Annotated in this window: 22 protein-coding genes; 7 read left to right on the top strand and 15 right to left on the bottom strand. The window is 62.2% G+C overall.

The annotated features are described in order from the left end of the window. Positions 1-90: 90 nt before the first annotated feature. On the bottom strand, positions 91-408 hold the full coding sequence (locus AC1DM5_RS17235; RefSeq protein WP_477819363.1) for a hypothetical protein: 318 nt from the start codon (positions 406-408) through the stop codon (positions 91-93). A 119-nt stretch (positions 409-527) separates the two neighbouring features. Between AC1DM5_RS17235 and AC1DM5_RS17230 the strand changes: the two genes are divergently transcribed. Next, positions 528-1,250: a Crp/Fnr family transcriptional regulator gene (locus tag AC1DM5_RS17230; protein WP_477819364.1), complete on the top strand. Its 723-nt coding sequence runs from the start codon at positions 528-530 to the stop codon at positions 1,248-1,250. Between the two features lie 5 nt (positions 1,251-1,255). On the opposite strand, the gene AC1DM5_RS17225 is transcribed toward AC1DM5_RS17230, so the two are convergent. Both AC1DM5_RS17225 and AC1DM5_RS17220 read right to left on the bottom strand, forming a co-directional pair. After that, the gene (locus tag AC1DM5_RS17225) at positions 1,256-1,684 is read right to left on the bottom strand and encodes a L,D-transpeptidase (RefSeq protein WP_477819365.1); all 429 of its coding nucleotides are present in this window, start codon (positions 1,682-1,684) and stop codon (positions 1,256-1,258) included. A gap of 136 nt (positions 1,685-1,820) precedes the next feature. Then, the gene (locus tag AC1DM5_RS17220) at positions 1,821-3,329 is read right to left on the bottom strand and encodes a winged helix-turn-helix domain-containing tetratricopeptide repeat protein (protein WP_477975359.1); all 1,509 of its coding nucleotides are present in this window, start codon (positions 3,327-3,329) and stop codon (positions 1,821-1,823) included. 176 nt (positions 3,330-3,505) lie between these two features. Between AC1DM5_RS17220 and plsY the strand changes: the two genes are divergently transcribed. Continuing rightward, positions 3,506-4,165 carry a glycerol-3-phosphate 1-O-acyltransferase PlsY gene (gene plsY / locus AC1DM5_RS17215; protein ID WP_477819366.1) on the top strand — a complete coding sequence of 220 codons (660 nt, stop codon included), beginning with the start codon at positions 3,506-3,508 and terminating at the stop codon, positions 4,163-4,165. Positions 4,166-4,208: 43 nt separating this feature from the next. On the opposite strand, the gene AC1DM5_RS17210 is transcribed toward plsY, so the two are convergent. Next, positions 4,209-5,120 (bottom strand): agmatinase, encoded by a 912-nt coding sequence (locus tag AC1DM5_RS17210; protein WP_477819367.1) that lies wholly within the window; start codon positions 5,118-5,120, stop codon positions 4,209-4,211. Between the two features lie 186 nt (positions 5,121-5,306). On the opposite strand from AC1DM5_RS17210, the gene AC1DM5_RS17205 reads away from it, so the two are divergent. Beyond that, positions 5,307-5,531 carry a DUF1127 domain-containing protein gene (locus tag AC1DM5_RS17205; protein ID WP_477975317.1) on the top strand — a complete coding sequence of 75 codons (225 nt, stop codon included), beginning with the start codon at positions 5,307-5,309 and terminating at the stop codon, positions 5,529-5,531. Between the two features lie 12 nt (positions 5,532-5,543). Continuing rightward, positions 5,544-6,749 (top strand): MFS transporter, encoded by a 1,206-nt coding sequence (locus AC1DM5_RS17200; RefSeq protein WP_477819369.1) that lies wholly within the window; start codon positions 5,544-5,546, stop codon positions 6,747-6,749. A gap of 7 nt (positions 6,750-6,756) precedes the next feature. Here AC1DM5_RS17200 and AC1DM5_RS17195 read toward each other — a convergent pair whose 3' ends face one another. The 8 genes from AC1DM5_RS17195 to AC1DM5_RS17160 all read right to left on the bottom strand — a co-directional run bounded on the left by AC1DM5_RS17195 (position 6,757) and on the right by AC1DM5_RS17160 (position 13,617). Next, positions 6,757-7,332 (bottom strand): Imm42 family immunity protein, encoded by a 576-nt coding sequence (locus tag AC1DM5_RS17195; protein WP_477819370.1) that lies wholly within the window; start codon positions 7,330-7,332, stop codon positions 6,757-6,759. Positions 7,333-7,370: 38 nt separating this feature from the next. Next, complete coding sequence (locus AC1DM5_RS17190; protein ID WP_477819371.1) at positions 7,371-7,727, bottom strand: hypothetical protein; 357 nt, start codon at positions 7,725-7,727, stop codon at positions 7,371-7,373. 7 nt (positions 7,728-7,734) lie between these two features. After that, entirely contained in the window at positions 7,735-8,715 is a 981-nt protein-coding gene (gene cbiB / locus AC1DM5_RS17185; RefSeq protein WP_477975315.1) for an adenosylcobinamide-phosphate synthase CbiB, read from the bottom strand. Next, entirely contained in the window at positions 8,712-9,734 is a 1,023-nt protein-coding gene (gene cobD / locus AC1DM5_RS17180; RefSeq protein WP_477819373.1) for a threonine-phosphate decarboxylase CobD, read from the bottom strand. Before cobD ends, cbiB begins: the two co-directional genes overlap by 4 nt. After that, entirely contained in the window at positions 9,731-11,038 is a 1,308-nt protein-coding gene (locus tag AC1DM5_RS17175; protein WP_477819374.1) for a cobyrinate a,c-diamide synthase, read from the bottom strand. Before AC1DM5_RS17175 ends, cobD begins: the two co-directional genes overlap by 4 nt. Beyond that, complete coding sequence (cobA, locus tag AC1DM5_RS17170; protein ID WP_477975313.1) at positions 11,035-11,883, bottom strand: uroporphyrinogen-III C-methyltransferase; 849 nt, start codon at positions 11,881-11,883, stop codon at positions 11,035-11,037. The genes AC1DM5_RS17175 and cobA overlap by 4 nt, the downstream gene beginning before the upstream one ends. Before the next feature lie 196 nt (positions 11,884-12,079). After that, positions 12,080-13,030, bottom strand: coding sequence for a nucleoside hydrolase (locus AC1DM5_RS17165; protein ID WP_477819376.1), 951 nt, complete (start codon positions 13,028-13,030; stop codon positions 12,080-12,082). A 167-nt stretch (positions 13,031-13,197) separates the two neighbouring features. Next, positions 13,198-13,617, bottom strand: coding sequence for a cobalamin biosynthesis protein (locus AC1DM5_RS17160; protein WP_477819377.1), 420 nt, complete (start codon positions 13,615-13,617; stop codon positions 13,198-13,200). Positions 13,618-13,733: 116 nt separating this feature from the next. Here AC1DM5_RS17160 and AC1DM5_RS17155 point away from each other — a divergent pair, with 116 nt between their 5' ends. Continuing rightward, positions 13,734-14,519: a TSUP family transporter gene (locus AC1DM5_RS17155; protein ID WP_477819378.1), complete on the top strand. Its 786-nt coding sequence runs from the start codon at positions 13,734-13,736 to the stop codon at positions 14,517-14,519. On the opposite strand, the gene AC1DM5_RS17150 is transcribed toward AC1DM5_RS17155, so the two are convergent. Further along, the gene (locus AC1DM5_RS17150) at positions 14,516-15,163 is read right to left on the bottom strand and encodes an isochorismatase family protein (protein WP_477819379.1); all 648 of its coding nucleotides are present in this window, start codon (positions 15,161-15,163) and stop codon (positions 14,516-14,518) included. The two genes, AC1DM5_RS17155 and AC1DM5_RS17150, sit on opposite strands and share 4 nt — an antisense overlap. 260 nt (positions 15,164-15,423) lie before the next feature. On the opposite strand from AC1DM5_RS17150, the gene AC1DM5_RS17145 reads away from it, so the two are divergent. Then, positions 15,424-15,804: a nuclear transport factor 2 family protein gene (locus AC1DM5_RS17145; RefSeq protein WP_477819380.1), complete on the top strand. Its 381-nt coding sequence runs from the start codon at positions 15,424-15,426 to the stop codon at positions 15,802-15,804. Beyond that, positions 15,804-16,598, top strand: coding sequence for a helix-turn-helix domain-containing protein (locus AC1DM5_RS17140; protein ID WP_477819381.1), 795 nt, complete (start codon positions 15,804-15,806; stop codon positions 16,596-16,598). Before AC1DM5_RS17145 ends, AC1DM5_RS17140 begins: the two co-directional genes overlap by 1 nt. 115 nt (positions 16,599-16,713) lie before the next feature. Here AC1DM5_RS17140 and cobO read toward each other — a convergent pair whose 3' ends face one another. Together cobO and cobN are read right to left on the bottom strand one after the other, a co-directional pair. Continuing rightward, entirely contained in the window at positions 16,714-17,346 is a 633-nt protein-coding gene (cobO, locus tag AC1DM5_RS17135) for a cob(I)yrinic acid a,c-diamide adenosyltransferase (RefSeq protein ID WP_477819382.1), read from the bottom strand. Beyond that, complete coding sequence (gene cobN, locus AC1DM5_RS17130; protein ID WP_477975311.1) at positions 17,343-21,251, bottom strand: cobaltochelatase subunit CobN; 3,909 nt, start codon at positions 21,249-21,251, stop codon at positions 17,343-17,345. The genes cobO and cobN overlap by 4 nt, the downstream gene beginning before the upstream one ends. Positions 21,252-21,258 lie beyond the last annotated feature (7 nt).

Below are 21,258 nucleotides of genomic sequence, written 5' to 3'. Positions count from 1 at the left end.
AAATGAAGATTCCCCTCCTCATAGGCAAATCCATTTCAAAAGCCAATGCTTTCGTCCCGGTTGCAAGCCAATTTGGCGGGCAGGTGTTGCCTAAACAGCAATGGAATGGCGCCTTTTGACCTGTCCGAGATAGATATCGAAGCGTAAAGCGACCACCCGGCTAAAGACTATTCCGGCCCCCGTGACGGCAAAACCGTCCATCTCGACGGCACAGAGACCGTTCTGATCCATGGCCGCAATGCGGAATGTGGACACAGAGCGACACCTCCGTGTCCCTAAACTTGCGTTCAATTGCGGCGCTCCCGGATAGCTCTTATAACGCGAAACAGAGCCGGATATTTCTGCAGCAGGGTGGTTTTCAAGGCGGGAAATAAACCTGCCGAAAAAGGAAACTTTGATCTGGATCAAATCGGAATCCGGTCGGAATTGATAAAGATCAAGACGCAGACGCAAGAAATCGGGATAGATGACTTTGGGGCCGAAGCGTAACACAACGCAGGCACATGGTCGGATCGGGGCATCGGAACATGGACATCGCGCGCAGTGAAGATCCTGACATAGGTATTCCGGCAACCTGCCGCGTCTGCGAGGCGCGCCACGGCGTCGTCTGCGGGGCGCTGGCAGCTGCGCAACTGCGCGAGCTCTGCAAGCACTCGACTCGCCGCAAACTCGATGCCGGCTGTGAGATCGTCGCCCAGGGCGAAGAAGTCTCCTCCTACTCCAACATCATGAATGGCGTGGTGAAGCTCTGCAAGGTCATGCCCGATGGGCGCCAGCAGATCGTCGGCCTGCAATTCGCCCCCGATTTCATCGGCCGCCCCTTCGTGCCGGAAAGCACGCTGTCGGCCGAAGCAGCCACGCCGACGGAAATCTGCGTCTTCCCCCGCGGCCTGCTCGACCGCATGATCACGGATACGCCGGAACTGCAGCATAACCTGCATGCCCAGGCGCTGAAGGAGCTGGATGCTGCACGGGAATGGATGCTGACACTCGGCCGTCGCACGGCCCAGGAAAAGGTCGCGAGCCTCCTCTATCTCGTCGCCACGCATGCAGAGCCGGAAACGACCAGCAGCGCGGCCTTCGACCTGCCGCTCTCACGCGGCGAGATTGCCGATTTCCTGGGGCTGACGATTGAAACCGTCAGCCGCCAGATGACGAAGCTGCGCAAGCAGGGCGTCATCCGCATCGAGAACAACCGTCATATCGTCGTTCCCGATATGGATGAGCTGGAACGCCTGGTTAGCGCCTGATTTGCTTACCGCGTGATCACCACGCGAGTATTGGCAAGGCCGTTTTCCTGCGTCATCGAGAAGAACTGGGCCGCATTGTTGGGGTCGAGACGCACGCAGCCATGCGAAGCCGGCGTGCCGAGGCGCTTGCGTTCGAAAGTGGCATGAACGGCATAACCGCCATTGAAGAATACGGCGAATGGCATCGGCGCATTGTCGTATTTCTTGGAGCGGTGATCGCGAGACAGCCACTTGGCGCCCCAGGAACCGGTCGGCGTGGTATAACCCTTGCGCGCCGTCGAAACCTTCCAGCGATACTTCACCCAACCGTTCTCGGTGACAGTCATCGTCTGCTTGCTGAGGCTGATATTGGCAACCAGCGTAGCAGCCTGAGCCGCAACTGGAGAAAATTGCAATAACAACACTGCGGTAGCAGCCGCAAAAAACGTCTTCATGGTCGTCCCTCTATCGAACCTTTAAAGGCTTATTTTCGCCCAACGAGAGAAGAGACTACGGCAATACTTGTTATTTTGCTTTAACTCGAATGGTAATCACATTTTTAACAAGCCAGGGCCGGTTGCGGCAGCGGCGTCACTCGGGAAAGCCGGCCTTGCGATAGCCGTCGACAAAATGCGCGAGCGTCGCTGCGTCGCGGAACGGTTCCATCGCGACCCAGTGGCTGATCGTGAAATGCGGGTTTGCGACGAGGAACAGCTCCGCCTCTGCACGGGCCTCATCGAGCCGGCCGAGCTGGGCAAGACCTGCCGCCAGGAAACGGCGTGAGCTCGTGCGATAGGTTTCCTCCCGGCGCAGCGTCTCGACGACGGCTTCGTAATTCCCATCAGCATATTGCGCCTGGCCGAGTGTCAGATAATACCAGCTGGCCGGAAAAGGGTTCAGCCGAAACGCCTTGCCGATATGCTCCAGGCCCTCGTCGATCCTTCCGGCGAGAACCGAAATATCTGACAGCGCCGCCCACGTATCGGCCTCGTTCGGGTCGAGCACGATGGCCTTTTCGAATTCCGCATCGGCTTCAGCGAAGCTGCGCTCATAGGCAAGCAGGTAAGCAAGCACCCAGCGGCAGCCGGCATCGTTGGGATCGATCGCGACGGCCTTGCGCGCCAGTTCCAGGGCAACGCTGCGATCGGCCTCCGTTGGACCGCCGCTATGCACCCATCCCATCCAATGGTTCAGCGCAAGCCAGCGATGGGCCTCGGCATAGTCAGGATCGAGCGCAATCGCCCGTCTCAGCATCAGCTGCGTTTCCCGCGCGCTTTGCGGCGCATCATCCATCAGCGCGCGCGCCCGCACGCAAAGATCATACGCTTCGAGGCTCTTGGGGCGGTTGCGCGGCGGCGGTGGACGCAGCCGGCCGAGCAGCGCCTCGACGATCTTGCCGGTGACCTCATCCTGAACGGCAAAAATATCGTCCAGGCCGCGATCGAAACGCTCCGCCCAGAGATGATCGCCGCTCTCGGCATCGACGAGCCGCGCATTAATGCGCACGCGCCCGGCCGCCCGTCTTGCGCTGCCATCGAGCAGATAGCGCACCCCAAGCTCCTCGGCGATATCACGCACATCCATCGCCTTTCCCTTATAGGCAAAGCTCGAATTGMGGGCGATGACGAAGAGGCCCGAGGTCCGGGAAAGATCGGTGATCAGATCTTCGGTCAGGCCATCCGCAAAACCCTCCTGCTCCGGATCGCCGCTGACGGTGACGAAGGGCAGTACGGCAATCGATGGTTTGTCGGGCAGCGCCAAAGCTATTCGCTTCCGGCTGCCGAGCTGCTTTATGGCGCCGGTGAAGCGATAGCCGATGCGCGGAACCGTCGAGATCCATTCACCACCGTCAGCGGCAGGACCCAGCAGCTTGCGCAGCTGCGCGATCTGGACGGTGAGATTGCCCTCCTCGACGGCCGTGCCCGGCCAGGCCGCATCCATCAGCTCGGTCTTGGCCAGAATTTCGCCGGGCCGCCCGACGAGCGCGGCAAGCAGCATTACGCCGCGGTGCCCGACGGCAACGGGATCGTCGTTCCGAAGAAGCGTCCCCGCCTCCGGATCAAGCACGAACGGACCAAAGGCAAAACGCGCTCCCTGCATGGCGCGCATCCTAGAGGCTTTCATGCCGGGTTGGAACCATCCTGCCTGATGCCATTCGATCTCGGCATTCCCGCGGACAATTTCGTCCGCTCATGCGCGTGGCATCCGAAGCGCGACTGGTTTAATCGTGTTCGATCAGATAATTACCGGCTGAAATAGAGCGTCGAGGTACACCCATGGTTTTCTGGATAGCAAGTCTGGTGGGACTGGCGGTCGCCTATCTCTTCGGCTCCCTGCCCACGGGCTATCTGGCGGGCAAACTGCTCAAGGGCATGGATATCCGCGAGCATGGCTCGAGATCCACCGGAGCAACGAACGTACTCAGAACGCTCGGTAAATGGCCTGCCTTGGCAGTTCTCCTGATCGACGTGCTGAAAGGTGTCGCAGCAGTCGTCTTTGCCCGCTGGTTTTATCTCTGGCTCTCGACAGTCTCATCAGGCATCCCGCCGACAGCGTCTGATCTGCAAAGCGCGCAGCCTTGGGCTGTTTGCCTGGCCGGCCTTGGCGTGCTGTTGGGGCATGGCCGTTCGATCTGGCTGAACTTTACGGGAGGCAAGTCGGCTGCGACGGGGCTCGGCGTGTTGCTGGCAATGTCCTGGCCCGTCGGTTTGGGTGCTGCGGCGGTCTTCTGCCTTGCGCTGGCCGCCTTCCGCATTGTTTCCCTGAGTTCGATGCTGGCAGCGTTGACGGCCATCGCTCTCGTCTGCGGTCTGGAGCAACCGTTGCCCTATCGGCTGCTGGTAATATCAGGCGGGATCTACGTGATTGTGCGCCATCGCGCCAATATCAGGCGGCTGCTGGCTGGGACCGAGCCACGTCTGGGCAAAGTCGCCTAGAATCGAAATGCACCGATACCAATTGCCGCGAGCTGGAAGCGTTTCAATCCTGCCTGACGATAGCGCCGACCGCATTGACGAGCACGCGCGACGCGATCAGCGCCGACAGGCCGTCGATATCAGCCGGAGGATAAAACTCGACCAGGTCAAACCCGGCGATTCTCGCCCGCCTGCCAAGGCCGGCGATCAGGTCGATCACCTGCGTGTAGGTAAGGCCGCCAGGGGTACGCGCCGCCACGCCCGGCATGATGCCGGGATCGATGCTGTCGCAATCGAGCGTGACGACGACCCGCGCGCCCTCGGGAATATGCCGGAGAGCAGCTTCGACACCCGCCGTGTGGATCTCGCGAGCAGTGACAAAGCGGCTACCATAGTGCTGCGCCGCTTCCACCTCGGCGATTCTCGCGCTGCCGACGCTGCGCAGACCGACTTGCACCATACCGGCGACATGCGGAATCTCGCTCGCCCGACGCATCGGACTTGAATAGCCGTAGCGCTCGCCATGCACCTCGTCGCGCCAGTCGATATGGGCGTCGATCTGCAGGACCCAGACCGGCCCCTGATCCGCAAAGCCGGCGAGGAAAGGAAAGGTCACAGAACAATCGCCCCCGAGCAGGATCGGTACGGCCGATAGCGCCAGGATTTCGCGCGTCGTCGCCTCGATCCGGGCGCGGTTGCCGGCATTGTCATGCATGATGGTCTCGATGTCGCCGGCGTCGATACAGGAGATCGGCTTGCCGGCAAATAGCGGGCCGCCGAGATCGAAATCCCAATGCTCGATGAGCCCGGCATCCTCCTGGCTCGCAGCGCGGATGGCGCCGGCGGCCAGCGCATAACCGCTGCTGTCCTTGCCGGGATAGGTGCTGCCGTGCGCGGCTGCGAAGATCACCGCACGGGGCAAACGGCCATCGGCCAGGTGATCGGGAAGGCCGAGAAAGGAAGATGAGGCGGTCATGTCCTTATTGTCCTGATGGGGTGAAATCCTGTTTTGACCTGTTTAGTCACTTTGGAAGTTTTTGCGAACTTTTTGGAAGCGCTTAATTACGCTCCGCGCCGCATCCTCCAGACTCCAGCATCCTTTGAAATCGAAGGTCCGAGGTGAAATCCAAGTTCCCGGACCTTCAAACCCATGGAGTTTATCATGAGCGATTGCTGCATCCTTGCATCAGCCCCATGTCAAAAGTTGTCGCGCCGGCACAATAGCCTGATCATCCTGCGAAGCGCGATCACGCGCTGGTTCTGGCGCATCCGCATCCGCCGCGAACGGAAGCAACGGTCCAAAATCAGCCCCGTTCTGATCGACGATATCGGCCTGACGGAACAACAGGCAGGCTCTGAGACCACCGGCTTTTTCTGGCACGTGTGAGGCGAATGTCCGATGACAGACGATAGCCAGTTTCCTCCAGCCGTAACGATCGACCGGCGCAGCCCGATATCGCCACGCGAAGATCGCATTCCATGGGCCGCGATGGCAGGCATCATCGCCACCGTCACGGTGTTCGCCATGGCGCAGGGCCTGACCTATCCGCTGCTGAGCTTCATCCTGGAGCGGCAGAAAACACCATCAGGCCTGATCGGCCTGTCGGCCGCCATGACGCCAACAGGCTTCATCGTCTCCGCACCCTTTATTCCTGCCCTGTCACGCCGCGTGGGCGCCGGACGGCTTGCCATCCTCTGCTCGATCCTCGCAGCGCTCAGCCTGATTGCCATCGCCTGGACGCAGGAGATTTGGGCCTGGATGCCGCTGCGCTTCCTGCTCGGCGTCTTCGCCAATCCGCTCTACGTGATCAGCGAAACCTGGCTGCTCGCCATCACGCCCGCCGCGCGCCGCGGCCGCATCATGGGCCTCTATTCGTCCGTCGTATCAGGCGGCTTCGCCATCGGTCCGCTATCCCTCGGCCTTGCCGGTACGGAGGGCTGGCCGCCCTTCCTGATCGGTATTTTCGCCTTCCTCGTCTGCGGCCTGATCGTGCTTGCCGTCACAAGACGACTGCCCGACATGCCGCAGGAGGGCGAAGCCATATCTGTCGGCGGCTTCTTCATGCTGGCGCCGCTCCTGCTCGTCGCCGTCTTCGTTGCCGCCGGTTTCGAGCAGATCCTGCTTGCCCTCTTCGCCGTCTATGGCGCAGCCCTCGGCAGCCCCGAATCGCGCATCACCGCGCTGATCACCTGCTTCATCGCAGGCAATGCCGTGCTGCAGATCGTCCTCGGCCGGCTCGCCGAACAATTTGGCTCCCGCCCTACCCTGCTCTTCTGCGTGCTCGCCTCGCTCGCCGGCTGCCTGCTCCTACCTGTTGTCTTTGACACCTGGCTCATCTGGCCACTGTTCTTCGCCTGGGGCGGCGTCTCCTTCGGCATCTACACCCTGTCGCTGATCCAGCTCGGCGAGCGCTTCACCGGCCAGTCCCTCATCGCCGGCAACGCCGCCTTCGCCCTCGTCTGGGGCCTCGGCGGCATCGCAGGCTCGCCCGCAACGGGCGTGGCGATGCAACTGATCGGCCACCAGGGCCTGCCATTGTCCCTCGGCCTGCTGAGTACTGTGCTGGCGGTGTGGCTGCTGGCTAGGAGATGGCAAGCCAACTAAGGCACGGCTAAGTATTATGCCTGCGAGCCAATCGATTTTCCCGTTCCGAGGCAAAGAGGTTTCTCCAGCGCGACAGAACATCATAGAAGAAATCAGCGTCCAGCCATATCTCCTTGACCGTGGCGGGAACATCATTGGCAAAGTCGGTGTTGACGAAGCCAACAAGGCGAATTCTGTTACCTACATCAAACTGAAGCACATAACTTCCATCGTCAAAGGCCTCGTCTCCATCCGGCGCCCATCTCACGGCGCTGGAATGGACAGCATCGGCAAATCCCTGTTGCGAAAGTCCAAAATAACCGGTTCGCGGCCCGCCCCTGTAAATGGCATCAAGGTAAGCTTGAGCAATCGTCACAGGATCGACATCATCCAAAACGGCAAATGAATGTGTTCCGCGGCGCCGCAGACGGTTACTCACTTCGCCAAAGGAACATCCCAACATCGTTGCGTCAGGTTCTTTGACACCAAAGACCCAGCCGTTGATGTGAATGACGAAAAAGCCCAAGGCGAGTTGCGCTATGTTTGGCACCGCTTCCGTGATCTCGCTTTCAATTGCGAAAACGTTGCTGCTTCCGACGATCACCGTTTCTCATCTCCCTACAGGATGGTCCGCCAGCCAGGCTAGGACTTAGGATATTCGCCGGGAATTGGCGGACTCGCCCAGGGGCCGATGTCGTAACCGGCATCCAGCACGTCGAGCTGCCGCTGGACAGCCTCGTCCAACCCATCCTGCAGGGATTGGAAATGATCGATCACACCATATTGCGTCCATGTCGATCGATTGAAGCCATGTTCGAAGTGATTGTAATAGATCGCAGTCGAACCGATCAGCGCCACGACCCAGCAACGGTCGTAGCCAGGCAATTCCCATTCCTCGGGCGGGCGCCGGATCGCATCCCAGAAACGCCGCTGCTGGAAGGACATGCAGGTCCAGCCGTCATTGATCTTCTCCCACAGCTGTTCTTCCGGATAGGACATTCCTGGCTCACAGCAGGCAGACGAAGGCCACGAAGGTGAGCAGCGTCAGCGCCATGCAGCTGGCCTGGAAGACCGAAATCCCGTCCTCCACATCGCCTGCCGTCGCCACATCCCGGCCCGTGCCGTTGATCATCGGCTCACGCACGACGACACCGGAATAGACGCGCGGGCCGGCAAGCTGGAGATCGAGCGCGCCGGCCATTGCCGCTTCCGGGCGGCCGGAATTCGGCGAGCGGTGCAGCTTGCCGTCGCGGATGCCGACGCGGAAGGAATCGCGGAAGGCCGCTGTGCCGCGGCGGATGCCGGCGCCGACGGCGATCAGCAGGATGGAGAGGCGCGCCGCCGGCCAGTTGGCGATATCGTCCAGCCGCGCCGAGGCCCAGCCGAAATCGACGTATTTTTCCGAGCGGTGGCCGATCATCGAATCCGCTGTATTGAGCATCTTGTAGAAGAACAGGCCCGGCAGGCCGAAGATCGCAAACCAGAGGGCCGGCGCGACCACGCCATCGGAAAAATTCTCGGCGAGGCTCTCGATTGCTGCACGGCAGACACCCGGCTCATCCAGCGTTTCCGGATCGCGCCCGACGATACGCGACACCGCCTTGCGCCCGCCCACGAGGCCGTCGCTCTTCAGCGCCGCTGCGACCGCCGCGACATGATCCGACAGGCTCTTCTGCGCCAGGAAAATCGCCACACAGAAGACTTCGAGCAGGATACCGACGGGGCCAAAGAGCATCAAGAACCAATGCAGCACCAGGCCGGTGACGACGGCGAGCCCCGACAGAGCCAGGATCGCCACCACGCCATTCTGCCGGCGCTGCGCCTTGCTCAGGCTCTCGCGGTTGAAATGCTGGTCGAAATAGCCGATCGCCCGGCCGAAAATGGCGACCGGATGCGGCACGCGCATCCACAGCCATTGCGGATCGCCGATGATGCGGTCAAGCAGCAGGGCCAGAACCAGCACGAGAAAATGTTCATCCAGATTCATCGGTTAAAGCTCCGAAGGGCCGCGGCAAGTCGTCCATCCGCCGCAGCATCCGGCGCAAGGCCGAAGCGCAGCCAGTCCGGTGCATAATCGAACCGGCGGACGAGAATATGATGGCGGCAGAGAGTCGTGTAAATGTCACCGGCTTTCGCGTCGGCAACGAGGGTGAAAAGCAGCGTGCCGCCGGCAACGGCAAGCCCTGCTCCGGCAAGCACGGCATGCAGGCCTGCCTGGCGCTCGGCAATCGAGCGGGTAATGGCGGAGACATCCGAATTCAAGAGCGAACCCGCCAGAAACAGGGCCGGCCCCGACACCGCCCAAGGACCGAGCCAGTCCTCGAAATGCTGGAGGATATCGCCCCGTGCAATGGCAAAGCCGAGCCTGAGCCCTGCAAGGCCGAAGAACTTGCCGAAGGAACGGAAGATGATCAGGTTCGAAAGCCCTGCTGCACGCGGCACGAGGCTCGCTTCCGGGCTCGTATCCCCGAAAGCCTCATCGATAACAAGAAAACCGCCTGCCGCCTTCAGCCGATCATGCAGTGCTTCCAGCCTGTCGGATGAGTGTATGCGGCCATCCGGATTGTTCGGATTGACGACGACTGCCAGCTCGTGCTGCGCGCCGACGTCATCGATATCGCTGACCGCATCGACCACAAAACCAGCAGAGCTGAAAGCGCGGGCATATTCGCCATAGGTCGGCGACAGGATCGCCACCCGCTTGCCCCCGGCGGCTGAAAGCCTGCCGACCTCTATCAATCGCGGCAGAAGCTGAATGACCGATTGCGTGCCGGGAACCGGAAGCGGCAGGATCGCGCCGCTGCGATAATGATCCCGCGCAGCAAAGCGCGCCGTCTCGACCAGATGCCGGTCCGGCAGGCGGTGCCACACCCGCGCTGGTATCTCCGGCAGCGCCACCGGATTGGGATTGATGCCGGTCGAAAGATCCAGCCAATCCTCCAGCCGGCCGCCGAAGCTTGCTGCCGCCGCGGTAATGCCGCCGCCATGCACGATCGGCGCATTCATGCGGCTGCTCCCGCAAGATCGATCAGATGCATGTAGGAGCCGGCCACCTGCCCGCGCCGCAAGCCGGCTAGGCCGAGATCGTTGCCGAGCGCATCCTGCGTGGCAAACATCCGGTCGGCCTCCCCTTCGGAGACGATCGTCGAATAGTGGAATTCATGCGCCGTCATCGGCCTGTCGAAGAACGCGCCGTCGAGCGGCGTGACGCGGCGATAGCCGAGATGCCGCCTGCGCGTCTCATAACTGGTGACGACAGGCAGCAGGCCGAGCATTTCATGGCGCGCGCCTTGCCCGTCGATCAGCCCGTCGCCGAGCACCATGTAGCCGCCGCATTCGCCATAGATGCGCACGCCGCGATCTGCCGCAGCTTTCATGCCGGCTGCAAAATTCTGCGAAGCCGCGAGCCTGCCCGCATGCAGTTCGGGATAACCACCCGGAAGATAGATCGCATCGGCAGCCTCGGACGGGCCTTCGTCGGCGAGCGGCGAGAAGAAGGAAATCTCCGCCCCGCGCCGCCGCCAGCCAAGCAGCATATGCTCGTAGCAGAAGGCAAAGGCGATATCGCGGGCAACGGCGATGTGCCTGCCGAAAGGCATCAGCCGGGCAATATTGGCAGCCGACGGCCGGTTCATGCCCTGGCGCGCGATGCGCATCAGGAATTCGAAATTGCACTCTTCGGAAACGGCATTGGCCGCATAGTCGATGAACTCCTCGAGCGCACCATGCTCGCCGGCCTGCACCAGCCCAAGATGCCGCTCCGGCAGGGCCAGCATCGCATCCTTGCGGATGACGGCAACGATGGGCATGCGGATCGCTTCCAGCGCCTGGCGCAGCATCGCTTCGTGCCGGTCGCTGCCGACCTTGTTGAGGATGACACCTGCGATGCGCACATCGGCGCGGAAACCGGCAAAGCCGCTGACGAGCGGCGCCACCGATTGCGACAGCCGCGAAGCATCGACGACGAGCACGACCGAAAGTCCGAGCTGGGCCGCGAGATCCGCCGCCGTGCCGCGCCCGTCCGCAGCACCATCGAAGAGGCCCATCATGCCCTCGATCAGCAGCACCCGGTCGCCGGAGCGGTGCAGCGTCGCATTGGCGGAAATCAGCTCTGGCCGCATTCCCCAGGGATCGAAATTCAGGCAGAGCGTGCCGCTTGCTGCCGCGTGAAAGGCCGGATCGATATAATCAGGGCCGGCCTTGCCGGGTGCGACGGCGACGCCGCGATTGCGCAGCGCACGAAGCAACCCAAGTGTCACCGTGGTCTTGCCGGAACCGGAGGATGGTGCAGCGATCAGCAACCCGCTCATGCTGTCTCCTTCCCTTGGCCGCCGGCGTGCCTGAAGGGATCGGGCTGCAGCCGCCGACCGCCAAGCGCGCCAAGCCAGTCGAGTGAGGCACGCAGCCGCACCACCTCGCCGACGACGACGATCGCCGGCGGTTCCAGACCGGAGGCGGCAACGGCTTCAGGCGCTTCGCCAAGCGTCGTCTCCAGCACCTGCTGGTCGCCGGTCGCCGCATTGCAGACGAAGGCCACGGGCTCGAAAGCCGAACGGCCCGAAGCAATCAGATTGGCGCTGATCTGGGCGATATGTTTCATCGCCATATACATGACGATGACGGGCGAGCCCTTGCCGATCGCCTCCCAGTTGATCGCGTCAGGCACGATGCCGGAGGAATCATGGCCGGTGAGGAAGGTCACGGCATGGTTGATGTCCCGATGCGTCACCGGAATCCCGGCATAGGCAAGCCCGCCGATGCCAGCGGTAATGCCGGGCACGATACGAAACGGGATATTGTGCTCGACCAGCGTCAACGCCTCTTCCCCGCCGCGTCCGAAGACGAAAGGATCGCCGCCCTTCAGCCGCAGCACGCGTTTGCCGGTCCGCGCCAACTCCACCAGCCGAAGCGAAATATCCCGCTGCTTGGCCGAGGGTTTGCCGCCGCGTTTCCCCGCATACTCCAGCTCCGCCCCTGACCGCGCGAGCTTCAGACATTCCTCGTTGACCAGCGCGTCATGGACGATCACATCGGCCTCGGAAAGCCCCTTGGCGGCAAGCAGCGTCAGCAGGCCCGGATCGCCGGGACCGGCCCCAACGAGCCAGACGCTGCCCGGCTCCAGCGCCGGCAGATGTGAGAATGCGCGATCTATCATCCCGCTGATCTAGGCCCGGCAGCAGACGAGGTCAACGCCATCAGTGGCGGCGCACCGGAAGTTGACAAAATGGCCGAGACTCAATTTTCGAAGAAGCGGAATCAGCTTCAGAAGAAACGCATATAACAATTTGATTGGATTCCAGAATATGGAAACGGGCCGGCCGCAGGCATGCGGGACCGGCCCGTTGAAGCCATCAGAGGCGCAGCAGCGTCTCGCGGATCAGCTCGAGCACTTTTTCCGACTCGATGCCGGTGGCAACGATCTGGCTCGGCAGGCCATCCCAGTCGCCCGGCGGGAACCGGCGGCCATCCTGCTTGATCACCGTCTGGCCATCGGCAATGCCGCTGCAGACAACACGCACGGCGCCCGTGATCGTCGTGAACAGCTCGGGCGCCACGACATAGACGCTGGCGCAGCTGTCATGCACCATCATGCCGTCTTCGACCGCATGCTTGTAGAAGTCGATATAGGACTGCGAAAGCGTATCGAGCTGCTTGACCGCCTTGTCGCCCCTGGCGGCCATCTCCCCGAGATAGCTGCGGCTCATCGTCGTGATCGCGGTCACATCGAGGCCGATGACGACGACCTTCCACGGCGCAGTCATGACGATATCGGCCGCTTCCGGATCGCCATGGATATTGGCTTCAGCAACCGGCGAGACATTGCCCGGCACATAGAAATTGCCGCCCATGATGACGACGTCCTTCACGAGGCCTGCAATCTCGGGGTCTTCCTTGAGCGCCAGGGCCAGGTTGGTCATGCGGCCGACGGCAACCAGCCTCACCTCGCCCGGATTGGCGCGCACGGTTTCGATGATGAAGCGATGCGCCGGGCGCGGATCGACCGGCAGGTCGATGGTATCTGGCACCGGCATATCACCGAGGCCATTCTCGCCATGCACCATGGTCGGCCACGGACGCTCATGACGCGCAGGATCGATGGTGACATTGGCGCCCTTGGCAACGGGTGCTGCGATATTCCATTCCCTCTTCAGGAACAGCGCATTGCGCGTCGTCGTCTCGATCGAGGCATTGCCGAAAATCGTGGTGATGCCGATCAGATCGATCTCGGGATGGCGGTGCAGGAAAAGCAGCGCCATTGCGTCATCGACGCCCGGATCCGTGTCATAAATGACCTTATGCATATGTATCCTCCAGAGCAATTCCAGCAAAAATCTGCAGCGGTTTTGCGCCCGGAATTGCGTGAAAACAAAGGGATAGAGCACATTCGTGATTCAAAAAACGAAGATGCTCCGGATTCGAATCGCTGGCAGCCGTACGGCGCCGCGAAGTGCCGCCACCATAACGCCCGTCAGGCTTTCTGCAACCCGATGCGGGCGACGGCCGCTGTCGCATGCTGAGATTTGATCTTGCCGAGCGCCAGCTCCGCACCCATGCCAAGAGCCGCAAGGGCCGCCGCTTCCGCCACCCCATGGCAGCCGACACGGGCAAAGACGATGGCAGAGGGATTCCTGAGCCGCGGCGTCTCCTCCTCCAGCCGCACCGCATCGAAGAACACGACAGGCACGGAAAAATGCGCCGCAACGGCGAGGATCGCCGGCTCTTCGCTGCGGCTATCAATCGAGGCAACAGCAACAAGCTCAGCCCCGCTGATACGGGCCGCCCTCAACGCCTCGACGGCAAGCGCCATCACCTCGCCATCAGGCGCCCCGCGCTCGCAGCCGAGCCCGAGCACATGCCGCCTTGCCTCATCAATGGTGATTTCGCTCATTCCCGTCAGCCGATTGCGCCCCGCTGTGTCCCCGGAGCCATTGCAGCTCAAGGCGGGAAATGCAACAAGGCCGCCCGAAAGCCCCGCCCCCCGCATACCTCTCCCGGAATAGCATCTTGCCTGACATTGCCATCCATCTGCTTCTGCTGCTCTGCGCGGCCGCCTTCTTTGCCGGTTTCGTCGATTCCATTGCCGGTGGCGGCGGATTGATCACCGTTCCCGCCATGCTGATCGCAGGCATCCCGCCGTTGCAGACACTCGGCACCAACAAGGTGCAATCCCTCTTCGGCGCGGCCTCGGCAACCATCGCCTATGCCCGCAAGGGCCATGTGAAGCTTTCGGAACAATTGCCGATGGCGCTGATGGCCGTCATGGGCGGCGCGCTCGGTGCAGCCCTCGCCACACTCGTCCCCGGCCAGGTGCTGCAGGCCGTCATGCCGGTGCTGCTCGTGGCAATCGCCATCTTCTTCGCCGTCAAGCCGAACCTCAACGACGTCGATACCCACCGCCGCATGACGCCCTTCCTCTTCGGCCTGACGCTGGTGCCACTCATCGGCTTCTACGACGGCGTCTTCGGCCCCGGCACCGGCTCCTTCTTCATGCTGGCCTTCGTCACACTTGCCGGCTTCGGCATGCTGAAGGCGACCGCCCATACCAAGCTTCTCAATCTCGGCTCGAATTTTGGCGCGCTCGTCGTCTTCGCAAGCTTCGGTGCAACGCTCTGGAAGATCGGCCTTCTGATGGGTGTCTGCCAGTTCCTCGGAGCACAGCTCGGTTCGCGGCTCGCCATGCGCATCGGCGCAAAGCTCATAAAGCCGCTGCTCGTCATCGTCTGCATCGCTTTCGCGGTGAAGCTGCTCTCCGACCCCGTAAACCCGCTGCGTGTCTGGCTCGGGCTTTAGAACGTGATCTGATCAATCGTGGTCAGCGTCGTCTTGGCAGAAACACCCGGCGCATTGGCGAAATGCCAGGCGACATATTGTTCGGCATAAGGATTGGTCGATGACATGCCATCGACGGGCAGGATGACGTTCATGCCCTTCAGCGCCGCATAGGCTGCCGTATTCAGCACCGCGCCTTCGGATGCCGTGCCGGTCACGATAATGGTCTTGATGTGCTTCTCGGTCAGGATCTTTTCGAGATCGGTGTTGATGAACTTGTTGGCGCCTGCTTGTACGATCGCATCGCCCTCCTTCGGCGCCAGCACGCTGGCGATATCGCCCTTCGTGGCACCACCGGTGATGCTGTAGATGACGGGAACGCCGCTCTTGCGCGCCTCGTTCATCAGCTTTTCCACCTTCGGAAGCGAGGCGATGCAGCGCGGCTTGTTCTTCGAGTTGCACGGCCCCTTGGACGGATCCTGCGCGCCGTTAAAATCGAGCAGCAGCAGCGCCGTATCCGACCTATTCACGCTGACCGGCTTCAGCGCCGGTGCTGCCGGCACCTTGATCGTATTCCAATCATCGATAACAGTCGCCTGTGTCGCGGATGCACCGAGAAGAGCAATGGCGAATGCGGCTAAGGCTTTGTATGAACGGGTTTTCACCGATGTCTCCTCCGGGGCAAAAGGGTCGCCGCAAATCTCCGGGCTGCCTCCACGCCTGTCAAATCACCAAGCCGCGAGATGAACAATTCCAGCAAAAATATGCCGCGGTTTTACGTCCGCAATTGTGTGAAAACCGATTGTTGATCAGCCTTCCATTACCTCCCGCGTAATTGATAGGCTGCACCGCTTTCGCCGATGATCGCCCTGCCTGAACATGCCACCTGCCTGAATATGAAAGGCGATCAAAAGGAGATGACCCGATGACAGATGCCCCGACAAACGACGCAAACACCAACGCCGAGCGCTACCTCACCATCTGGAACGAGACGGATGCCGCACGCCGCCGCGCTCTCATCGCCGAGAGCTGGGCGGAAGCCGCCACCTATATCGATCCGCTGATGCGCGGCGAAGGCCATGAGCAGATCAATTCGCTGGTCGAGGCAGTGCAGAGCCGCTTCCCCGGCTTCCGCTTCGAGCTGATCGGCACGGCCGATGGCTATGGAAACAACCTGCGCTTCTCCTGGGGCCTCGGCCCGGAAAATGGCGAAGCATTGATCAAGGGCACGGATTTCGCCGAGCTCGAAGACGGCAGGCTGAAATCCGTACGTGGCTTCATCGATCTCCTGCCGGAAGCCGCCTGATGACCCCGACCGCCCGCTCTCTCGGAGATCACCTGCGCGAATGGCGCCAGCGCCGGCGCATGAGCCAGCTCGACCTGGCGCTGGAGGCCGAAATCTCGCAACGGCATCTGAGCTTCATCGAGAGCGGGCGCTCGACCCCGAGCCGCGAAATGCTGCTGCATCTCGCCGAACGCCTCGGCGTGCCTCTGCGCGACCGGAACCCGCTGCTGCTGGCTGCGGGTTTTGCCCCCGTCTTTGCCGAACGCAAGCTGGATGATCCCGCCCTTGAGCCCGCGCGCCGCGCCATCGATAGGGTGCTGAAAGGCCACGAGCCCTTCCCGGCGGTCGCCATCGACCGCCACTGGACGCTAGTTGCCGCCAATGCCGCCATCGCACCACTGCTCGAAGCCGTTGCTGATCCATCCCTGCTGGAACCGCCGGTCAACGTGCTGCGCCTCAGCCTGCATCCACAGGGGCTGGCACCGCACATCATCAATCTCTCGGAATGGCGCGCCCATCTCCTTGATCGGCTGCGTCAGCAGATTTCGGTCTCGGGCGATCCGGTACTGGAAAAGCTGCTGAAGGAACTGCTGACCTATCCGGCTCCCAAAGATGCTGGCGAAACCCACACCGACCTTGCCGGCATCGCCGTGTCCTTGCAACTTTCGACCAAAGCCGGCCTGCTTTCCTTCATCTCGACAACGACCGTCTTCGGCACGCCCGTCGATATCACCCTGTCGGAACTGGCGATCGAAACGCTCTTCCCGTCCGATGAAGAAACGGCCGCGATATTGCGCGGCCATCTCGCCAATTGACGCGTTTGTTCCGCACAATTCCGGACGCAAAACCTCTATGCACTTTTGCTGGAATTGCTCTACTTTTCACGCAATTCCGGACGCAAAACCGCTACGCACTTTTGCTGGAATTGCTTTAGAACTCCACGCCCGGCTGCCCCTTGATGCCCGAGCGGAAGGGATGCTTGACGAGCTCCATCTCGGTGACGAGATCGGCGATCTCGATCAGTTCGTCCTTGGCGTTGCGGCCGGTCAGCACGACATGCGTCATGTGTGGCTTCTCGTTTTTCAGGAACTCCACCACCTCGTTGATATCGAGATAGTCGTAGCGCAGCGCGATATTGATCTCGTCGAGCAGCACCATGGAATTGCGCTCGTCGCGGATCAGTTCCTTGGCCTTTTCCCAGGCCGTACCGGCCGCCGCCACATCCCGCGCCCGATCCTGCGTCTCCCAGGTAAAGCCCTCGCCCATCGTGTGGAATTGGCAGACATCGGAGAAATGCTTTTCGATCAGATCCCGCTCGCCCGTCCACATGGCGCCCTTGATGAACTGCACGACGGCAGACGGCTTGCCATGGGCGATATGGCGGAAAATCATGCCGAAGGCGGCTGATGATTTGCCCTTGCCCTTGCCGGTATGGACGATGATCAGGCCCTTCTCATCCGTCTTGCTGGCCATGATCTTGTCACGGGCGGCCTTCTTCTTCGCCATCTTCTCGGCGTGACGGGCATCGTCCTTTTCGGCTGGTACGACTGGCTCTTCGGTCATGGCTGGCTGCCTGCTCTTTTCTTGGTTTCGTTGGATTCAGTGAGGTTGAATTGCGCCGAGTTGCTGCGTGGCGTCCAGAGCCCGCGCTCGATCGCCTCCATGAGCCGCTCCTTCATCTCGGAAAGTGCCGCCGGGTTCTTCTCGGCCATGAAGTCGCGGACCTTGGGGTCGGCGACGAAGGCCTGATAGACCGCCTCGAAATGGTGATTGCCGACAGCCCCCGTCGTCGCCGCAAAGGCAAAGAGATAATCGACCGTCGCGGCAATCTCGAAGGCGCCCTTATAGCCATGGCGCATGACGCCATCGATCCATTTCGGATTGACGACACGCCCGCGCACCACGCGCCCGATCTCTTCCTCAAGCGAACGGATAACAGGCTTTTCCGGCCGCGAATGGTCGTTGTGATAGATCGCCGGCCGCGCACCGCCGAGCACTTCGGCCGCCGCCGCCATGCCGCCTTCGAACTGGTAATAATCGTCGCTGTCGAGCAGGTCGTGCTCGCGATTGTCCTGGTTCTGGACGACCGCCTGAATGGAGCGCAGCCGTTCCTCGAAGACCCCGCGCTCGGCCTGCCCCTCTTCGCCCGCGCCATAGGCATAACTGCCCCAGACGAGATAGGCCTCAGCCAGATCCGCACGCCGCTCCCAGCCCTTCTCATCGATCAGCGCCTGCAAACCCGCACCATAGGCACCGGGCTTTGACCCGAAGATGCGATAGCCGGCCCGCTTTGCCGCGGCCTTCTCGTCAAGCCCGGCAGCGGCAAGCCGCGCCGCCTCACCGCACATGCGCCCAGCAATCGGATTGTCAGCCGCATCTTCCTCCAGCGCGCCGACAGCCCGGATCGCCTTGTCGAAGAGCGCGATCTGCTCAGGAAAGGCATCACGGAAGAAGCCGGAAATGCGCAGCGTCACGTCGACACGCGGCCGGCGCAGCATGGCCTGCGGAATGATCTCGTAGCCGGTGACCCGCCGCGAGGCCATGTCCCAGACCGGCTTGACGCCGATCAGCGCCAAGGCCTGGGCGATATCGTCGCCGCCGGTGCGCATGTTGGACGTGCCCCAAGCCGTTAGCCCGAAGGAGACGGGCCACTCGCCATGATCCTGCACATAGCGGCGGACCAACAGTTCGGCCGATTTCTTGCCGAGTTCGTATGCCGCAGGTGTGGGCACCGCGCGGCTGTCCACCGAGTAGAAATTCCGCCCCGTCGGCAGCACATCCGGCCGCCCGCGCGTCGGCGCGCCGGATGGGCCGGGCGGCACGAAACGGCCGTCGAGGCCGCGCAGCAGACTGGCGATCTCTGCCGGGCCRCAGGCGAGGATCGAGGGTTTGAGACGAGCGTCGATTTCATCGAGCACGCTTCTGGTTTGGGACCAGAGAGATGGGCAGGTGATTTCGCCGGAGACAAGCTTGGCTGCAAGCAGCTCGATGCGTTCGACCGTATCGCCGTTCGTGCGCCACGGGGCGTCGAGGATGTCTGCGAGGATTTTGGGTGTTGGGCCGCTCCAGGGGGCAGCCATGTCGCAGTCGAGAGGGTCGAAAGAAGACCCCTCCCCAACCCCTCCCCACAGGTGGGAGGGGCTAGCTGGGCTCACCGTATCCGCCGCATCTGTGGCCGCCGAGAGTGAAGCAAGTTCCGAGGAAAGTCCCTCCCCCTTGTGGGGAGGGGTTGGGGAGGGGTTTTTCAGCGCATCCCCAGCAATCGCCCGCTGCAAACTCGCATCTCCACCCTCACCCAGCCCGCGCGGCACCCGAGCCAGCGCCACGGTGAGATCCGTCAGCAACCGTCCCTCAGGCGACACGCCAAACACATGCAGCCCATCGCGGATCTGCATTTCCTTGAGGTCGCAGAGATAGGCATCGAGCTTCTTCAGCGCCTCGCCTTCGGCCTCACCCTTGGCAATCCCCGCATCCCGATCCAGCCCGATATCGGCAACGAGATCGAGGATCTGCCGGCTGAGCAGGCGGATACGGCGCGGATCGCCGCCCGATGCCTCGTAATATTCATCGACCAGCGCCTCCAGATCCTTCAGCGGCCCATAGCTTTCGGCCCGTGTCAGCGGTGGCGTCAGATGGTCGATGATAACAGCGGCAGTGCGGCGCTTGGCCTGCGTGCCCTCGCCGGGATCGTTGACGATAAAGGGATAAAGATGCGGCAGCGGCCCGAGGATCGCCTCGGGGTAGCAGGTCTCCGACAGTGCCAACGCCTTGCCCGGCAGCCATTCCAGATTGCCGTGCTTGCCCATGTGGATCACTGCCTGCGCGCCGAATTCCCCGCGCAGGAAAGCATAGAAGGCGAGATAGCCATGCGGCGGCACGAGATCGGGCGAGTGATAACTTCCCTTCGGATCGATATTATAACCGCGCGCCGGCTGGATACCGATCAGCAAGTCGCCGAACCGGGCGAAAGGCAGCGCGAAAGCGCCATCGCGGACATAGGGATCGGCTTCCGGCGCACCCCAGCGCGCGCTGACTTCATCCTGAATCTGAGCAGGAAGAGATTCCAGGAAATCCTTGTATCGACTCAGTGAAAGCTGCTCGCGCACGACCTTGCCATCAAAGCCGGAATTGGTCGGCCCCGCCATCAGGTGCCGTATCAGCGCATCACCATCGGCAGGGATATCGGCGACCGGATAACCGGCCTTCTCCATCGCCCGCATCACCTCGATGGTGCCTGCTGGCGTATCGAGGCCGACGCCATTGCCGAGCCGTCCGTCACGGTTCGGATAATTCGCCATGACGAGCGCAACCCGCCTGCCCTCCGCCGGCACCTGCCGCAGCCGCGCCCAGTTGGCGGCAAGCGATGCCACATAGTTCATGCGCCCGGCATCCGGCTCGCTGGAAACGATGTTGGCCTCGACCGCAGCGTCGTAGCGCGCCGCTGATTTGAAGGAGACGGCGCGCGACAGCACCCGGCCATCCACCTCCGGCAGCGCGACATTCATGCCGAGATCACGCGCCGACAATCCCTGCGGCGAAGCGGCCCAGGCCTCTCGCGACGAAGCGGAGAAGATTGCCTGCAGCACGATCGCGTCGTTAGCCTCCAGCACCGTCGGCTCGCGATCGGCGCCGGGTGCGGAGACGGCAAAGCCTGTCGTGTTGATGACGACCTCGGGCTTCAATTCGGCGAAGATGGATTCGAGAATGCCCTTGGAGACAGGATCCTTAAGGCTGTAGGCGAACACCGGCAACGGGCGCAGGCCTTGCTGCTGGAGGGCTTCGATCAAGGCTTCGACGGGCTTGGTTTCGCCGCTCTGCACGAGGGCGCGGTAGAAGGCGATGGCGACAGTAGGTGGCGTCCCCTGCCGGACGCGAACTTCGGCTTTGGCAAGCCGCCGCCACTCCTCAACCCCGACAAGCCCCCGCCCCGGCCACCAGATCCCCGCCTTCATCAGCGGCGCGGCTGGCGCCGGCTTCTCCACCCCCGAGAGCATGGCCGAGGCATAGGCAAGAAAGCCCCGCGCATTGGCGTCGCCGCCCTCGATCAGATAGGCCCACAGCGCATTCAGATCCTCAAGCGACACATTGGAAAACGGCGTCAGCCCCGCATCCGGCCGCGCATCCCCCGGCAGGACCGCAATCAGCGCCCCGTTACGAGCGGCAACCGCATGCAGCGCCTCCAGCGCATAGTTGAAATAGCTCGCCCCACCCAGCGCCCGCACGATGATCAGCTTCGCATGTCGTGCCGTGCGCTGGACGTAGGTATCGACCGACATCGGATGCTTCAGGCTCATCAGGCTCGCAAGCCTGAGCGTATGCCCGCCCGCCCCGCCGGAATGAGCCGCAGCGATCGCCGCAAGCTCGGTGTCGGCGGCCGAGAGGAACAGGATATCGCCCGGCGACTGGCCGAGGTCGATGGCCTCGTCCCCGTCGCTGATTGTTCCCTGTTGGGCCAGAAGTAGATGCATCGAAACC

The organism is Rhizobium sp. 01T437 (assembly GCF_056398505.1).
The sequence above is the reverse complement of the archived record's forward strand: the minus strand, read 5'-3'. Positions and strand labels throughout refer to the sequence as shown.

Excerpts from the sequence above, each read along its gene's own strand:
- AC1DM5_RS17230 (WP_477819364.1), top strand. The coding sequence starts at position 528 with ATGGACATCGCGCGCAGTGAAGATCCTGACATAGGTATTCCGGCAACC.
- AC1DM5_RS17225 (WP_477819365.1), bottom strand. The coding sequence starts at position 1,684 with ATGAAGACGTTTTTTGCGGCTGCTACCGCAGTGTTGTTATTGCAATTT.
- plsY (WP_477819366.1), top strand. The coding sequence starts at position 3,506 with ATGGTTTTCTGGATAGCAAGTCTGGTGGGACTGGCGGTCGCCTATCTC.
- AC1DM5_RS17210 (WP_477819367.1), bottom strand. The coding sequence starts at position 5,120 with ATGACCGCCTCATCTTCCTTTCTCGGCCTTCCCGATCACCTGGCCGAT.
- AC1DM5_RS17205 (WP_477975317.1), top strand. The coding sequence starts at position 5,307 with ATGAGCGATTGCTGCATCCTTGCATCAGCCCCATGTCAAAAGTTGTCG.
- AC1DM5_RS17200 (WP_477819369.1), top strand. The coding sequence starts at position 5,544 with ATGACAGACGATAGCCAGTTTCCTCCAGCCGTAACGATCGACCGGCGC.
- AC1DM5_RS17190 (WP_477819371.1), bottom strand. The coding sequence starts at position 7,727 with ATGTCCTATCCGGAAGAACAGCTGTGGGAGAAGATCAATGACGGCTGG.
- cbiB (WP_477975315.1), bottom strand. The coding sequence starts at position 8,715 with ATGAATCTGGATGAACATTTTCTCGTGCTGGTTCTGGCCCTGCTGCTT.
- cobD (WP_477819373.1), bottom strand. The coding sequence starts at position 9,734 with ATGAATGCGCCGATCGTGCATGGCGGCGGCATTACCGCGGCGGCAGCA.
- AC1DM5_RS17175 (WP_477819374.1), bottom strand. The coding sequence starts at position 11,038 with ATGAGCGGGTTGCTGATCGCTGCACCATCCTCCGGTTCCGGCAAGACC.
- cobA (WP_477975313.1), bottom strand. The coding sequence starts at position 11,883 with ATGATAGATCGCGCATTCTCACATCTGCCGGCGCTGGAGCCGGGCAGC.
- AC1DM5_RS17165 (WP_477819376.1), bottom strand. The coding sequence starts at position 13,030 with ATGCATAAGGTCATTTATGACACGGATCCGGGCGTCGATGACGCAATG.
- AC1DM5_RS17160 (WP_477819377.1), bottom strand. The coding sequence starts at position 13,617 with ATGAGCGAAATCACCATTGATGAGGCAAGGCGGCATGTGCTCGGGCTC.
- AC1DM5_RS17145 (WP_477819380.1), top strand. The coding sequence starts at position 15,424 with ATGACAGATGCCCCGACAAACGACGCAAACACCAACGCCGAGCGCTAC.
- AC1DM5_RS17140 (WP_477819381.1), top strand. The coding sequence starts at position 15,804 with ATGACCCCGACCGCCCGCTCTCTCGGAGATCACCTGCGCGAATGGCGC.
- cobO (WP_477819382.1), bottom strand. The coding sequence starts at position 17,346 with ATGACCGAAGAGCCAGTCGTACCAGCCGAAAAGGACGATGCCCGTCAC.